This is a genomic window from Ensifer sp. SL37 (assembly GCF_026672675.1).
Classification (GTDB): Bacteria; Pseudomonadota; Alphaproteobacteria; order Rhizobiales; family Rhizobiaceae; genus Ensifer; species Ensifer adhaerens.
This window is the reverse complement of the sequence record NZ_JAPPRN010000006.1, coordinates 3,942,008-3,955,602: the sequence shown is the minus strand read 5'-3', so window position 1 is coordinate 3,955,602 and position 13,595 is coordinate 3,942,008. Positions and strand designations below refer to the sequence as shown.

At 58.7% G+C, this 13,595-nt stretch carries 23 protein-coding genes; 21 read left to right on the top strand and 2 right to left on the bottom strand.

Features of this window, described 5'->3' with window-relative positions; genetic code table 11:
- Positions 1-75: 75 nt before the first annotated feature.
- A complete protein-coding gene (locus tag OVA00_RS31530) occupies positions 76-372 on the bottom strand; it encodes a hypothetical protein (RefSeq protein WP_034795498.1) in 297 nt (98 codons plus the stop codon).
- A 32-nt stretch (positions 373-404) separates the two neighbouring features.
- A complete protein-coding gene (locus tag OVA00_RS31525; protein WP_268090303.1) occupies positions 405-689 on the bottom strand; it encodes a hypothetical protein in 285 nt (94 codons plus the stop codon).
- A 250-nt stretch (positions 690-939) separates the two neighbouring features.
- Here OVA00_RS31525 and rpsL point away from each other — a divergent pair, with 250 nt between their 5' ends.
- The 21 genes from rpsL (at position 940) to rplF (ending at position 13,583) form a co-directional block, all read left to right on the top strand.
- Complete coding sequence (rpsL, locus tag OVA00_RS31520) at positions 940-1,311, top strand: 30S ribosomal protein S12 (RefSeq protein ID WP_003507760.1); 372 nt, start codon at positions 940-942, stop codon at positions 1,309-1,311.
- Positions 1,312-1,388: 77 nt separating this feature from the next.
- The gene (gene rpsG / locus OVA00_RS31515) at positions 1,389-1,859 is read left to right on the top strand and encodes a 30S ribosomal protein S7 (RefSeq protein WP_034795512.1); all 471 of its coding nucleotides are present in this window, start codon (positions 1,389-1,391) and stop codon (positions 1,857-1,859) included.
- A 33-nt stretch (positions 1,860-1,892) separates the two neighbouring features.
- Positions 1,893-3,992 (top strand): elongation factor G, encoded by a 2,100-nt coding sequence (gene fusA / locus OVA00_RS31510; RefSeq protein ID WP_268090302.1) that lies wholly within the window; start codon positions 1,893-1,895, stop codon positions 3,990-3,992.
- Between the two features lie 70 nt (positions 3,993-4,062).
- Positions 4,063-5,238 (top strand): elongation factor Tu, encoded by a 1,176-nt coding sequence (gene tuf, locus OVA00_RS31505; protein WP_034795467.1) that lies wholly within the window; start codon positions 4,063-4,065, stop codon positions 5,236-5,238.
- Positions 5,239-5,558: 320 nt separating this feature from the next.
- On the top strand, positions 5,559-5,867 hold the full coding sequence (gene rpsJ / locus OVA00_RS31500; RefSeq protein ID WP_003507767.1) for a 30S ribosomal protein S10: 309 nt from the start codon (positions 5,559-5,561) through the stop codon (positions 5,865-5,867).
- A gap of 139 nt (positions 5,868-6,006) precedes the next feature.
- The gene (gene rplC, locus OVA00_RS31495) at positions 6,007-6,693 is read left to right on the top strand and encodes a 50S ribosomal protein L3 (protein ID WP_034795518.1); all 687 of its coding nucleotides are present in this window, start codon (positions 6,007-6,009) and stop codon (positions 6,691-6,693) included.
- A 12-nt stretch (positions 6,694-6,705) separates the two neighbouring features.
- Entirely contained in the window at positions 6,706-7,326 is a 621-nt protein-coding gene (rplD, locus tag OVA00_RS31490; protein WP_034795521.1) for a 50S ribosomal protein L4, read from the top strand.
- Complete coding sequence (locus OVA00_RS31485; RefSeq protein WP_034795524.1) at positions 7,323-7,616, top strand: 50S ribosomal protein L23; 294 nt, start codon at positions 7,323-7,325, stop codon at positions 7,614-7,616. The genes rplD and OVA00_RS31485 overlap by 4 nt, the downstream gene beginning before the upstream one ends.
- Before the next feature lie 43 nt (positions 7,617-7,659).
- Positions 7,660-8,496 carry a 50S ribosomal protein L2 gene (gene rplB, locus OVA00_RS31480; RefSeq protein WP_034795526.1) on the top strand — a complete coding sequence of 279 codons (837 nt, stop codon included), beginning with the start codon at positions 7,660-7,662 and terminating at the stop codon, positions 8,494-8,496.
- A 15-nt stretch (positions 8,497-8,511) separates the two neighbouring features.
- Complete coding sequence (rpsS, locus tag OVA00_RS31475; RefSeq protein WP_018239488.1) at positions 8,512-8,790, top strand: 30S ribosomal protein S19; 279 nt, start codon at positions 8,512-8,514, stop codon at positions 8,788-8,790.
- Positions 8,791-8,792: 2 nt separating this feature from the next.
- On the top strand, positions 8,793-9,182 hold the full coding sequence (gene rplV, locus OVA00_RS31470; RefSeq protein ID WP_034795534.1) for a 50S ribosomal protein L22: 390 nt from the start codon (positions 8,793-8,795) through the stop codon (positions 9,180-9,182).
- The gene (gene rpsC, locus OVA00_RS31465) at positions 9,182-9,916 is read left to right on the top strand and encodes a 30S ribosomal protein S3 (protein ID WP_034795537.1); all 735 of its coding nucleotides are present in this window, start codon (positions 9,182-9,184) and stop codon (positions 9,914-9,916) included. Before rplV ends, rpsC begins: the two co-directional genes overlap by 1 nt.
- Positions 9,917-9,954: 38 nt before the next feature.
- Entirely contained in the window at positions 9,955-10,368 is a 414-nt protein-coding gene (gene rplP / locus OVA00_RS31460; RefSeq protein WP_011975175.1) for a 50S ribosomal protein L16, read from the top strand.
- 11 nt (positions 10,369-10,379) lie between these two features.
- Positions 10,380-10,580 carry a 50S ribosomal protein L29 gene (gene rpmC, locus OVA00_RS31455; RefSeq protein WP_034795543.1) on the top strand — a complete coding sequence of 67 codons (201 nt, stop codon included), beginning with the start codon at positions 10,380-10,382 and terminating at the stop codon, positions 10,578-10,580.
- A gap of 12 nt (positions 10,581-10,592) precedes the next feature.
- A complete protein-coding gene (gene rpsQ, locus OVA00_RS31450; RefSeq protein WP_034795546.1) occupies positions 10,593-10,829 on the top strand; it encodes a 30S ribosomal protein S17 in 237 nt (78 codons plus the stop codon).
- Positions 10,830-11,007: 178 nt separating this feature from the next.
- Positions 11,008-11,376, top strand: a complete 369-nt coding sequence (gene rplN / locus OVA00_RS31445; RefSeq protein WP_034795548.1) for a 50S ribosomal protein L14 — start codon at positions 11,008-11,010, stop codon at positions 11,374-11,376.
- A gap of 14 nt (positions 11,377-11,390) precedes the next feature.
- A complete protein-coding gene (gene rplX, locus OVA00_RS31440; RefSeq protein ID WP_025426674.1) occupies positions 11,391-11,702 on the top strand; it encodes a 50S ribosomal protein L24 in 312 nt (103 codons plus the stop codon).
- Complete coding sequence (gene rplE / locus OVA00_RS31435; RefSeq protein ID WP_034795552.1) at positions 11,695-12,252, top strand: 50S ribosomal protein L5; 558 nt, start codon at positions 11,695-11,697, stop codon at positions 12,250-12,252. Before rplX ends, rplE begins: the two co-directional genes overlap by 8 nt.
- Positions 12,253-12,286: 34 nt before the next feature.
- A complete protein-coding gene (gene rpsN / locus OVA00_RS31430) occupies positions 12,287-12,592 on the top strand; it encodes a 30S ribosomal protein S14 (protein ID WP_034795562.1) in 306 nt (101 codons plus the stop codon).
- Between the two features lie 12 nt (positions 12,593-12,604).
- Positions 12,605-13,003, top strand: a complete 399-nt coding sequence (rpsH, locus tag OVA00_RS31425) for a 30S ribosomal protein S8 (protein ID WP_025426677.1) — start codon at positions 12,605-12,607, stop codon at positions 13,001-13,003.
- A 46-nt stretch (positions 13,004-13,049) separates the two neighbouring features.
- Entirely contained in the window at positions 13,050-13,583 is a 534-nt protein-coding gene (gene rplF / locus OVA00_RS31420; RefSeq protein WP_034795564.1) for a 50S ribosomal protein L6, read from the top strand.
- Positions 13,584-13,595 lie beyond the last annotated feature (12 nt).

Sequence of the window (13,595 nt, the reverse complement as noted above, 5' to 3'; positions counted from 1 at the left end):
GAGAGCGATCTCGGCGGCTTCTTCTTTTGCAAATACGGCCTTGGGAGCTGGTGCGATGGGCTGTCTTGCAGCGTCTCAGCTGAAGCGGATGATCGCGACTTCGCCTTCGAGCGCACCCTGATAGGCGGACGCGTGCGGCTCTTCGCTCGGAACGTCGGTCAATGTGCCGATCTGGTCCAGGTCGGCCTCGAGAAAACCTTCTTCTGCAAGCGCGTTGAGCGCTTCGCGTACCGCGGTATCGTCGTCGGGCGCCTTCAGCATTACGTGAATGTCCACGCCGTCCTCGTCGCCGTCGGTCTCGTAGGCCTTGCCGATGATGATGAACACCATCGGCTCGTCCGGGGCATTGTCGTTGTCTGGGGTGACGGCCATTTTGTTTCCTTTCGAATGGGTTTGGTGCGACCTTAGCTTCCTTTTTGAATCAGCGCGATGGAAATGCAATGCCGCGCGGACGCTTCCGTTGAGAGCGAGTCGATCACCGTGGAAAACCCCCACAAAGTGGTTGCCGATTCCTTAATCCCGTCAGACACTCCGGGCACAGAAGGGCAGATGAGGCGGGCGCCAGGCGCCAAACCATGTGCAAAAGCCTTGTTTTTCAGGCATGCCGGGCGAACGCGTCCGGGAATATTTCTTAATTGCCCTTGACTGTTCGCCTTGAAATCAGTACACCCCGCCGCATCGGAGCCCATGTGAGGCTGGCTGGTTCGGAACGTCGCGTTCTGAAGTTCGCCTCAAACAGGGTTCGAAACGCACGCTGACGACTACAATGCTGCACGCACGACGCACGAAATAGTGCGTCCTCTGCTTTATTTGGGGCCATCTGCGGAAAAGGCGGATCGGCCCTTGTTTTGCGCATTTCATGAGGCGTTCGAAACTGCCGGCGACGGCAACGATCCGCCCGCAAGGGTAATGTGACAAGATTTTGCAAGGGATGGGTATATGCCTACCGTAAACCAGCTGATCCGTAAGCCTCGTCAGGCACAGGTAAAGCGCAACAAGGTTCCTGCTCTGCAGGAAAACCCGCAGAAGCGTGGCGTTTGCACCCGCGTTTACACGACGACCCCGAAGAAGCCGAACTCGGCTCTGCGTAAGGTTGCCAAGATTCGCCTGACGAACGGCTTCGAAGTCATCGGCTACATTCCGGGTGAAGGCCACAACCTTCAGGAACACTCGGTCGTGATGATCCGTGGCGGCCGCGTTAAGGACCTTCCGGGTGTTCGTTATCACATCATCCGCGGTGTTCTCGATACTCAGGGCGTCAAGAACCGCAAGCAGCGCCGTTCGAAGTACGGTGCGAAGCGTCCGAAGTAATTCGGTTTTGAAAATCCCGGCGCTGCGCGAGGTCCTCCGCGTGGTAGAGCGCTAAATAGTTTGAAGAGACGAGAAGTATGTCCAGACGTCATAGAGCAGAAAAGCGTGAGATCAACCCGGATCCGAAGTTCGGTGATCTGGTTGTCACGAAGTTCATGAATGCGATCATGCTGCACGGCAAGAAGTCGGTCGCTGAAACCATCGTTTACGGTGCGTTCGATGCGGTTCAGGCCAAGCTGAAGCAGGAGCCGATCGCTGTATTCCATTCCGCGCTCGACAACATCGCGCCGCACGTTGAAGTGCGTTCGCGTCGCGTTGGTGGTGCAACCTACCAGGTTCCGGTCGACGTTCGTCCGGAGCGTCGCCAGGCTCTCGCCATCCGTTGGCTGATCACGGCTGCACGCAAGCGCAACGAAACGACCATGGTTGATCGCCTCTGCGGCGAACTCATGGACGCAGCGAACAACCGTGGTAGCGCCGTGAAGAAGCGCGAAGACACGCACAAGATGGCTGATGCCAACCGTGCGTTCTCGCACTATCGCTGGTAATTCTGGCGCGAACGTCTCAAGAGGCAGTCCACTATGGCACGCGAATACAAAATCGAAGATTACCGTAACTTCGGTATCATGGCGCACATCGACGCCGGCAAGACCACGACGACCGAGCGCATTCTCTACTACACCGGCAAGTCCCACAAGATCGGCGAAGTCCACGACGGCGCCGCTACCATGGACTGGATGGAGCAGGAACAGGAACGCGGCATCACGATCACGTCTGCTGCGACGACCACCTTCTGGAAGGGTCGTGACGGCAAGGCTCGCCGCTTCAACATCATCGACACCCCCGGCCACGTTGACTTCACCATCGAAGTCGAGCGTTCGCTGCGCGTTCTCGACGGCGCCATCGCGCTGCTCGACGCCAACGCCGGTGTTGAGCCGCAGACGGAAACCGTCTGGCGTCAGGCGGAAAAGTACAACGTTCCGCGCATGATCTTCTGCAACAAGATGGACAAGACCGGCGCGGACTTCTACCGCTCGGTCGAGATGATCAAGACCCGTCTGGGCGCGATCGCCGTCGTCATGCAGCTGCCGATCGGCGCTGAAACCGAGTTCAATGGTGTTATCGACCTGGTCGAGATGAACGCTCTCGTCTGGCGCGACGAATCGCTCGGCGCCCAGTGGGACGTCGTCGAGATTCCGGACGACATGAAGGACAAGGCCGAAGAATATCGCGAGAAGCTGATCGAGACCGTTGTCGAGATCGACGAAGCCGCGATGGAAGCCTACCTCGAAGGCAACATGCCCTCGAACGACAAGATCCGCGAACTCGTTCGCCGCGGCACCATCGACGTGAAGTTCCACCCGATGTTCTGCGGTACCGCGTTCAAGAACAAGGGCGTTCAGCCGCTTCTCGACGCGGTTGTCGACTACCTGCCGTCGCCGCTCGACATTCCGGCGATCAAGGGCATCGACGCCAAGACCGAAGCCGAGATCGAGCGTCACGCTGACGACGCCGAGCCGCTTTCGATGCTCGCGTTCAAGATCATGAACGACCCCTTCGTCGGTTCGCTGACCTTCGCACGCATCTATTCGGGCAAGCTCGAAAAGGGCTCGTCTGTCATGAACACGGTCAAGGACAAGCGCGAGCGCGTCGGCCGTATGCTGCAGATGCACTCGAACTCGCGTGAAGACATCGAAGAAGCCTTCGCAGGCGACATCGTTGCTCTTGCCGGTCTCAAGGAAACCACCACGGGTGACACGCTTTGCGATCCGCTGAAGCCGGTTATCCTCGAGCGCATGGAATTCCCGGAGCCGGTCATCCAGATCGCGATCGAGCCGAAGTCCAAGGGCGACCAGGAAAAGATGGGCCTCGCGCTCAACCGCCTGGCAGCTGAAGACCCGTCGTTCCGCGTCAAGACCGACCAGGAATCCGGCCAGACGATCATCGCTGGCATGGGCGAACTTCACCTCGACATCATCGTCGACCGTATGCGTCGCGAGTTCAAGGTTGAAGCCAACGTCGGTGCTCCGCAGGTTGCCTACCGCGAAACCATCACGCGTCAGCACGAAGAAGACTACACGCACAAGAAGCAGTCCGGTGGTACCGGTCAGTTCGCGCGCGTCAAGATCGTGTTCGAACCGAACCCGGATGGCGAAGATTTCGTCTTCGAATCCAAGATCGTCGGTGGTGCTGTTCCGAAGGAATACATCCCGGGCGTTCAGAAGGGTATCGAAAGCGTTCTGTCTTCGGGTCCGCTCGCTGGCTTCCCGATGCTCGGCGTCAAGGCGACGCTCATCGACGGTGCATTCCACGACGTCGACTCGTCGGTTCTCGCCTTCGAAATCGCATCGCGTGCTTGCTTCCGTGAAGCGGCCAAGAAGGCTGGTGCACAGCTTCTCGAGCCGATGATGAAGGTCGAAGTCGTAACGCCGGAAGACTACGTCGGCGACGTTATCGGCGACCTGAACTCCCGCCGTGGCCAGATCCAGGGCCAGGAATCGCGTGGCGTTGCCGTTGTGATCAACGCAAACGTTCCGCTGGCGAACATGTTCAAGTACGTCGACAACCTGCGCTCCATGTCTCAGGGCCGTGCGCAGTACACGATGACCTTCGATCACTACGCGCCGGTTCCGTCGAACGTCGCGCAGGAAATCCAGGCGAAGTATTCCGGTCAGAAGTGACCGGAATACCAAGACGCTGACAGAAGTTAAAAGTTTTCCCCGGTAGGGGATAGAAAACGGAGAGCCGGAAATGGCAAAGAGCAAATTTGAGCGCAACAAGCCGCACGTTAACATTGGCACGATTGGCCACGTTGACCATGGCAAGACGTCGCTGACCGCAGCGATCACGAAGTACTTCGGCGAGTTCAAGGCGTACGACCAGATCGACGCTGCTCCGGAAGAAAAGGCCCGTGGTATCACGATTTCGACGGCGCACGTTGAGTATGAGACGCCGAACCGTCACTACGCTCACGTTGACTGCCCCGGCCACGCCGACTACGTCAAGAACATGATCACCGGTGCAGCGCAGATGGACGGCGCGATCCTGGTTTGCTCGGCTGCTGACGGCCCGATGCCGCAGACCCGCGAGCACATCCTGCTCGCTCGTCAGGTTGGCGTTCCGGCAATCGTCGTGTTCCTCAACAAGGTCGACCAGGTTGACGACGCCGAGCTTCTCGAGCTCGTCGAGCTGGAAGTTCGCGAACTTCTGTCGTCCTACGAATTCCCGGGCGACGACATTCCGATCATCAAGGGCTCGGCTCTTGCTGCTCTGGAAGATTCGGACAAGAAGATCGGCGAAGACGCGATCCGCGAGCTGATGGCAGCTGTTGACGCTTACATCCCGACGCCTGAGCGTCCGATCGACCAGCCGTTCCTGATGCCGATCGAAGACGTGTTCTCGATCTCGGGCCGTGGTACGGTTGTGACCGGTCGCGTTGAGCGCGGCATCGTCAAGGTCGGCGAAGAAGTCGAAATCGTCGGCATCCGCGACACGTCGAAGACGACGGTTACGGGCGTTGAAATGTTCCGCAAGCTGCTCGACCAGGGCCAGGCCGGCGACAACATCGGCGCGCTGATCCGTGGTGTTAACCGTGACGGCGTTGAGCGTGGCCAGATCCTGTGCAAGCCGGGTTCGGTCAAGCCGCACAAGAAGTTCATGGCTGAAGCCTACATCCTGACGAAGGAAGAAGGCGGCCGTCATACGCCGTTCTTCACCAACTACCGTCCGCAGTTCTACTTCCGCACGACGGACGTGACGGGCATCGTGACGCTGCCGGAAGGCACGGAAATGGTTATGCCGGGCGACAACGTCACCGTTGCCGTTGAGCTGATCGTTCCGATCGCGATGGAAGAAAAGCTGCGCTTCGCAATCCGCGAAGGCGGCCGTACCGTCGGCGCAGGCATCGTTGCCTCGATCGTCGAGTAATCGACGAGACTGAGGGCGGGAAGACACAAGGCGCATGTGCTATGCGCCTTGGACATACCCGCCCCGAAAGATTTAGTTGGTCGCACGGCTTGCCGAAGACGACGAAATAGTGCAAATGGCGCCCACGCGTGATTTGCACGGTGCTTCGACGTTGTGCGCTCACAGAAAGACAGGCCGGCCACGGCCGCTCAAATAGGAAGGGGCAGGGGAAACCCTGTCCCTCCGATCTTTGAAAAGTTAGCGGACTGGCCGAAATTAAACGAAGTTCACTGCGCGTTTTTCCACGGAAACCGCAAGTAACCTGAACAAGGATAAGTCGTATGAACGGCCAGAACATCCGCATCCGCCTCAAGGCGTTTGATCACCGGATCCTCGACGCCTCGACGCGCGAAATCGTGTCGACTGCAAAGCGTACCGGTGCAAGCGTGCGCGGTCCCGTACCGCTGCCGACGCGCATTGAAAAGTTTACGGTCAACCGCTCGCCGCACGTCGACAAGAAGAGCCGTGAACAGTTCGAAATGCGCACCCACAAGCGCCTTCTCGATATCGTAGACCCGACCCCGCAGACCGTTGACGCGCTGATGAAGCTCGACCTGGCTGCCGGCGTCGACGTGGAAATCAAGCTTTAATAAACAAGGAAGGTACGTGGACCTCGGTCCAACGGCTTCCAAAAACGGGCGACCTCAAGATCGGATGATCTCAAGGAAACCTTAAACCAGAGATGTGAAGGGGCTCGCTCCGTCACTAACTCTCAAGAGGAATGAACCAATGCGTTCAGGTGTGATTGCACAGAAAGTGGGAATGACCCGCGTCTATAACGACGCCGGTGAGCATATCCCGGTTACAGTTTTGAAGCTGGAAAGCTGCCAGGTGGTAGCCCAGCGTACGGAAGAAAAGAACGGCTACGTTGCTGTCCAGCTCGGTGCTGGTCGCTCCAAGGTCAAGAACACGCCGAAGGCGATGCGCGGCCACTTTGCTGCTGCCAACGTCGAGCCGAAGGCGAAGCTCGTCGAGTTCCGCGTTTCCGCGGACAACCTGATCGACATCGGTGCAGAACTGACGGCGAACCATTTCGTCGCCGGTCAGCTCGTCGACGTCACCGGTACCACGATCGGTAAGGGCTTTGCCGGCGCCATCAAGCGCCACAACTTCGGCGGTCTGCGTGCAACGCACGGCGTTTCCGTATCGCACCGTTCGCATGGTTCTACCGGTTCCAACCAGGACCCGGGCCGCGTTTGGAAGGGCAAGCGCATGGCTGGTCACATGGGCCAGACGCGCGTCACCACTCAGAACCTCGAAGTCGTATCGACCGATGAAGACCGCGGTCTGATCCTGGTCAAGGGCGCTGTCCCCGGCTCCAAGGGTGCCTGGATCGTCGTTCGTGACGCCATCAAGTCGGGCACCCCGGAAGGCGCTCCGCGTCCGGCCGCTGTGCGCGCCGAAGCATCGAAGTAAGGGAGCCGAATAATGGATCTCAACGTCAAAACCCTCGAGGGCAAGGACGCAGGAAAGGTTTCTCTTTCTGACGCCATTTTCGGCCTCGAACCCCGTGAAGACATCATTGCCCGCGTCGTTCGCTGGCAGCTCGCCAAGAAGCAGCAGGGCACGCACAAGGCCAAGGGCCGCGCTGAAGTGTCCCGCACCGGCGCCAAGATGTACAAGCAGAAGGGTACGGGCCGCGCCCGCCACCACTCCGCTCGTGCTCCGCAGTTCCGCGGCGGTGGCAAGGCTCATGGCCCGGTTGTTCGCAGCCACGCCCATGACCTGCCGAAGAAGGTTCGCGCCCTCGGCCTGCGCCATGCACTCTCGGCCAAGCTGAAGGCTGAAGAGATCATCGTCATCGACGATCTCGTTGCCAAGGAAGCCAAGACGAAGGCTCTCGCCGGCGTATTCGCGTCGCTCGGCCTCACCAACGCTCTCATCATCGGCGGCGCCGAGATCGAGAACAACTTCAAGCTCGCAGCCCAGAACATCCCGAACGTGGACGTTCTGCCGGTTCAGGGCATCAACGTTTACGACATTCTGCGCCGTGGCAAGCTCGTGCTTTCCAAGGCTGCCGTGGAAGCTCTGGAGGAGCGGTTCAAATGACGGATCTTCGCCACTACGACGTGATCGTGTCCCCCTCGATCACTGAAAAGTCGACGCTGGTTTCCGAACAGAACCAGGTCGTCTTCAACGTCGCCAAGGACGCTTCGAAGCCTGAAATCAAGGCTGCAGTCGAAGCTCTGTTCGGCGTCAAGGTTACGGCCGTGAACACGCTGGTCCGCAAGGGCAAGACGAAGCGTTTCCGCGGCTTTGCCGGAAAGCAGAAGGACGTGAAGAAGGCGGTCATTACGCTCGCCGACGGTCAGTCCATCGACGTCTCCACCGGTCTCTAACGGATAGGCCCATTAGGGTAAAAACCCAAAAGGGAACAAGAAAATGGCATTGAAAAGTTTCAATCCGACGACCCCGAGCCAGCGCCAGCTGGTCATCGTTGACCGGTCCGGCCTCTACAAGGGCAAGCCGGTAAAGGCGCTGACCGAGGGCCTGTCCTCCAAGGGCGGTCGCAACAACCTCGGTCGCATCACCGTTCGCTTCCAGGGCGGCGGTCACAAGCGCACCTATCGTCTGGTGGACTTCAAGCGTCGCAAATTCGACGTTGAAGGCACGGTCGAGCGTCTGGAATACGACCCGAACCGCACCGCGTTCATCGCGCTCGTCAACTACGCCGACGGCGAAAAGGCCTACATCCTCGCTCCGCAGCGCCTTGCTGCTGGCGACAAGGTCATCGCTTCGGAAAAGGCCGTTGACGTGAAGCCCGGCAACACGATGCCGCTGCAGTACATCCCGGTCGGCTCCATCATCCACAACGTGGAAATGAAGCCGGGCAAGGGCGGCCAGATGGCCCGCTCCGCCGGTACCTACGCACAGCTCGTTGGCCGCGACCAGGGCATGGCGATCCTTCGCCTGAACTCTGGTGAACAGCGCCTGGTGCATGGTTCCTGCCTCGCCTCGATCGGCGCCGTGTCGAACCCCGACCACGGCAACATCAATGACGGTAAGGCTGGTCGTTCGCGTTGGCGTGGCAAGAAGCCGCACGTTCGCGGTGTCGTCATGAACCCGGTTGACCACCCGCACGGCGGTGGTGAAGGCCGTACCTCGGGTGGTCGTCACCCGGTTACCCCGTGGGGCAAGCCCACGAAGGGTAAGCGTACGCGCTCGAACAAGTCGACCGACAAGTTCATCATGCGCTCGCGCCACCAGAAGAAGAAGTAAGAGAGGAAGTCTCGAATGACTCGTTCAGTATGGAAAGGTCCGTTCGTTGACGGTTATCTTCTCAAGAAGGCTGAGAAGGTCCGCGAAGGCGGTCGCAACGAAGTGATCAAGATCTGGAGCCGCCGCTCCACGATCCTTCCGCAGTTTGTCGGTCTCACCTTCGGCGTCTACAACGGCAGCAAGCACGTTCCGGTCAGCGTCAACGAAGACATGGTCGGCCACAAGTTTGGTGAATTCTCTCCGACCCGGACCTACTACGGTCACGGTGCGGACAAGAAGGCAAAGAGGAAGTAACAATGGGCAAGGCAAAAGCCGAACGCCGGCTGAAGGATAATGAGGCGCAGGCAGTTGCGCGCACGATCCGCGTCAGCCCCCAGAAGCTCAACCTGGTTGCCGCGATGATCCGCGGCAAGAAGGTCGATCGCGCTCTGGCCGAACTGGAATTCTCCCGCAAGCGCATTGCAGAGACGGTCAAGAAGACCCTTGAATCTGCCATCGCAAACGCGGAGAACAACCACGATCTCGACGTCGATTCGCTCGTCGTTGCAGAAGCTTACGTTGGCAAGTCGATTGTCATGAAGCGCTTCCACGCTCGTGGTCGCGGCCGTGCATCGCGTGTCGAAAAGCCGTTCTCGCACTTGACGATCGTCGTCCGTGAAGTGGAAGCCAAAGGGGAGGCCGCATAATGGGTCAGAAGATTAATCCGATCGGCTTCCGTCTCGGTATCAACCGGACCTGGGACAGCCGCTGGTTCGCGGACAACGCCGAATACGGCCAGCTTCTTCACGAAGACCTGAAGATCCGCGCTTACCTGATGGAAGAACTGAAGGCTGCCGGCATCGCCAAGGTGGTAATCGAGCGTCCGCACAAGAAGTGCCGCGTCACGATCCACTCCGCTCGTCCGGGCCTGATCATCGGCAAGAAGGGCGCTGACATCGAGAAGCTCCGCAAGAAGCTTTCCGAGATGACCAGCTCCGAAACGCACCTCAACATCGTTGAAGTGCGCAAGCCGGAGGTCGACGCGACCCTCGTCGCTCAGTCGATTGCCCAGCAGCTCGAGCGCCGCGTGGCTTTCCGCCGTGCGATGAAGCGCGCTGTTCAGTCGGCCATGCGTCTTGGCGCCGAAGGCATCAAGATCACCTGCGCCGGCCGCCTCGGTGGCGCCGAAATCGCTCGTACCGAATGGTACCGCGAAGGTCGCGTTCCGCTGCACACGCTGCGTGCGGACATCGACTACGGCACGGCTGAAGCGGAAACCGCTTTCGGTATCTGCGGCATCAAGGTCTGGATCTTCAAGGGCGAAATCCTTGAGCACGATCCGATGGCTTCGGAGCGTCGCGCGATCGAAAGTGACAACCAGGGCCCGGCAGGCCGTGATCGCGACCGTGGCGATCGTGACCGCCGTCGTGAAAACGCGTAACATTCGCGTTTGGCAGCCAATATCGGAGAAGTAAAAAAATGTTGCAGCCAAAGCGTACGAAGTATCGCAAGCAGTTCAAGGGCCGCATCAAGGGCGTAGCCAAGGGCGGATCTGATCTCGCTTTCGGCGAATTCGGCCTTAAGGCTCAGGAACCCAACCGCGTGAATGCGCGCGAGATCGAAGCGGCCCGCCGCGCGATCACGCGTCACATGAAGCGCGCCGGCCGCGTCTGGATCCGTGTGTTCCCTGACGTTCCGGTCACCGCCAAGCCGACGGAAGTCCGCATGGGTAAGGGTAAGGGTTCGGTCGAATACTGGGCATGCAAGGTCAAGCCCGGCCGAATGATGTTTGAGATCGATGGTGTCAGCGAAGAACTTGCCCGTGAGGCACTTCGTCTTGGCGCTGCCAAGCTCTCTGTCAAGACGCGCTTCGTGCAGCGTATCGCAGAGTAAGGAGTGAACTCATGAAAGCCGTAGATGTTCGCGCTCTCAGCGCCGATCAACTCAACGAAGAGCTCGCCAAGCTGAAGAAGGAGCAGTTCAACCTGCGCTTCCAGAAGGCAACCGGCCAGCTCGAGAAGTCTTCGCGTATCAACGAAGTCCGCAAGGACATCGCACGCGTCAAAACCATTGCCCGCCAGAAGGCGGCAGAAGCCAAGGCCTAAGGACCAGAAAATATGCCGAAACGCATTCTGCAGGGCACTGTTGTCAGCGACAAGAACGACAAGACCGTCGTCGTACGGGTCGAGCGCCGCTTTGCGCATCCGATCCTCCAGAAGACCGTCCGTCGCTCCAAGAAGTACAAGGCGCATGACGAAAACAACCAGTACAAGGTTGGTGACGTCGTTTCCATCGAGGAATGTGCGCCGATCTCGAAGGATAAGCGCTGGACGGTAGTCGCCGCCCACGCTTGATTTCAGCAGGTTTTGACGCCAAGACCCTTGCGTCTTGGGAAAATACCTGTATGAAGCACGCAATTGAAGCAGGGGAACGCTCGATTCCGGGCGTTCTTTTGCTTTGAGATGAGCACTATAAGCCGGGCGAGGGGGGTTCGACCCAACCGGCCTGGTAACAACAAGAAGGCGACCTGACATGATTCAGATGCAAACAAACCTCGACGTGGCGGATAATTCCGGCGCACGTCGTGTCATGTGCATCAAGGTGCTGGGCGGCTCCAAGCGCAAGTATGCGTCGGTCGGCGACATCATTGTCGTTTCGATCAAGGAAGCCATTCCGCGCGGCCGCGTAAAGAAGGGTGATGTCATGAAGGCTGTTGTCGTTCGCACTGCGAAGGACATCCGCCGTCCGGATGGCTCTGTCATCCGCTTTGACACCAACGCAGCCGTTCTTATCGATAACAAGAAAGAGCCGATCGGCACCCGTATCTTCGGACCGGTTCCGCGCGAACTTCGCGCCAAGAACCACATGAAGATCATCTCGCTGGCTCCAGAAGTACTCTAAGGGAGCGTTGAGAGATGCAAAAGATTCGCAAAGGCGACAAAGTCGTCGTTCTCACCGGTAAGGACAAGGGTCGTACCGGCGAAGTCGTACAGGTAATGCCGAAGGAAGACCGGGCTGTCGTGCGTGGCGTAAACATGGTGAAGCGTCACCAGCGCCAGACCCAGAGCCAGGAAGCCGGCATCATCAACAAGGAAGCCTCGATCCATCTTTCGAACATCGCGATTGCCGATCCGAAGGACGGCAAGCCGACCCGCGTCGGTTTCAAGATCGATGGCGACAAGAAGGTCCGCGTGGCCAAGCGTTCGGGAGTAGTGATCGATGGCTAAGTCCGCTTACGAGCCGCGGCTCAAGAAGGAATATGTCGAGCGTATTCGTGCGGCTATGCAGGAGAAGTTCTCCTACGCCAACGAAATGCAGATCCCGCGCCTCGACAAGATCGTCATCAACATGGGCGTTGGCGAATCGACGGGCGACTCCAAGAAGCCGACCGTTGCTGCAGCCGACCTCGCAGCGATTGCTGGTCAGAAGCCGGTAATCACCCGCGCTCGCAACTCCATCGCAGGCTTCAAGCTTCGCGAAGGTATGCCGATCGGTGCCAAGGTTACCCTGCGCGGCGTTCGGATGTTTGAGTTCCTGGATCGCCTCGTGAACATCGCGCTTCCGCGCGTTCGCGACTTCCGTGGCCTCAATCCGAAGTCCTTTGACGGACGTGGCAACTTCGCCATGGGCGTCAAGGAACACATTGTGTTCCCTGAGATCAACTACGACAAGGTTGATCAGATGTGGGGCATGGACATCATCGTTTGCACGACGGCTACTAACGACGACGAAGCTCGCGCTCTGCTCACAGAGTTCAACTTCCCGTTCCGTCAGTAATCCGTAACGACAAGCGTAAAGAAGGATAACTGTAATGGCGAAAACGAGCGCAGTTGAAAAGAACAAGCGCCGCCGCAAACTGGTTGCCTCGCAGGCTGCAAAGCGTGCCGCTCTGAAGGCGACCATCATGAACCAGTCTCTGCCGATTGAAGAGCGGTTCAAGGCAACCATCAAGCTGGCAGGCCTGCCGCGCGATGGATCCAAGACCCGCATCCGCAACCGTTGCGAAGTTACCGGCCGTCCGCGCGCCTTCTATCGTAAACTTCGTATGTCGCGTATTGCGCTTCGCGAACTGGGCAACCTCGGCAAGGTGCCGGGTATTGTCAAGTCGAGCTGGTAAGGAGACGGGCACATGGCAATGACTGATCCGCTGGGCGATATGCTCACCCGTATCCGTAACGGCGCGGCTCGCCGCAAGTCGAGCGTTTCCACGCCGGCTTCGAAGCTCCGTGCACGTGTTCTGGATGTTCTTCAGGCTGAAGGCTACATCCGTGGTTACTCCGAAGTCGTATTCGGCAACGGCAAGGCCGAGCTGAACATCGAACTGAAGTACTACGAAGGCGCTTCCGTGATCCGTGAGATCGGACGCGTCTCCAAGCCGGGCCGCCGAGTTTATGTCTCGGTTAAGTCCATTCCGCAGGTCGCGAACGGCCTCGGCATCACCATCCTTTCGACCCCGAAGGGCGTGATGGCCGATCATCAGGCACGCGAACAGAATGTTGGTGGCGAGATCCTTTGCTCCGTCTTCTAATCGAAGACGGTAGCAAGTTCTCCATAGCGAACAGACAGGTATAAAAATGTCTCGTATCGGTAAGAAGCCCGTTCAGGTTCCGGCAGGCGTCACGGCAAGCGTTGATGGCCAGAAGGTAACGGCGAAGGGCCCGAAGGGCGAACTGTTCTTTGTTGCAAACGACGAAGTATCGGTAAAGCTCGAAGAAAATGCGGTTGTTGTACAGCCGCTCAGCCAGAGCAAGGATGCTCGTTCGAAGTGGGGCATGTCCCGCACGATGATCGAGAACATCTTCAAGGGCGTCAAGGACGGTTACGAGCGCAAGCTCGAAATCAACGGCGTTGGTTATCGTGCGTCGCTGCAGGGCAAGAACCTGCAGCTGGCGCTCGGCTTCAGCCACGACGTCGTCTACCAGACCCCGGAAGGCATCACGATTGCTGTTCCGAAGCCGACCGAAATCATCGTGTCCGGCATCAACAAGCAGCAGGTCGGCCAGGTTGCCGCGGAAATCCGCGAATACCGCGGCCCCGAGCCCTACAAGGGCAAGGGCGTCAAGTATGCCGAAGAGCGGATTGTCCGCAAAGAAGGCAAGAAGAAGTAAGGATCACGCGAA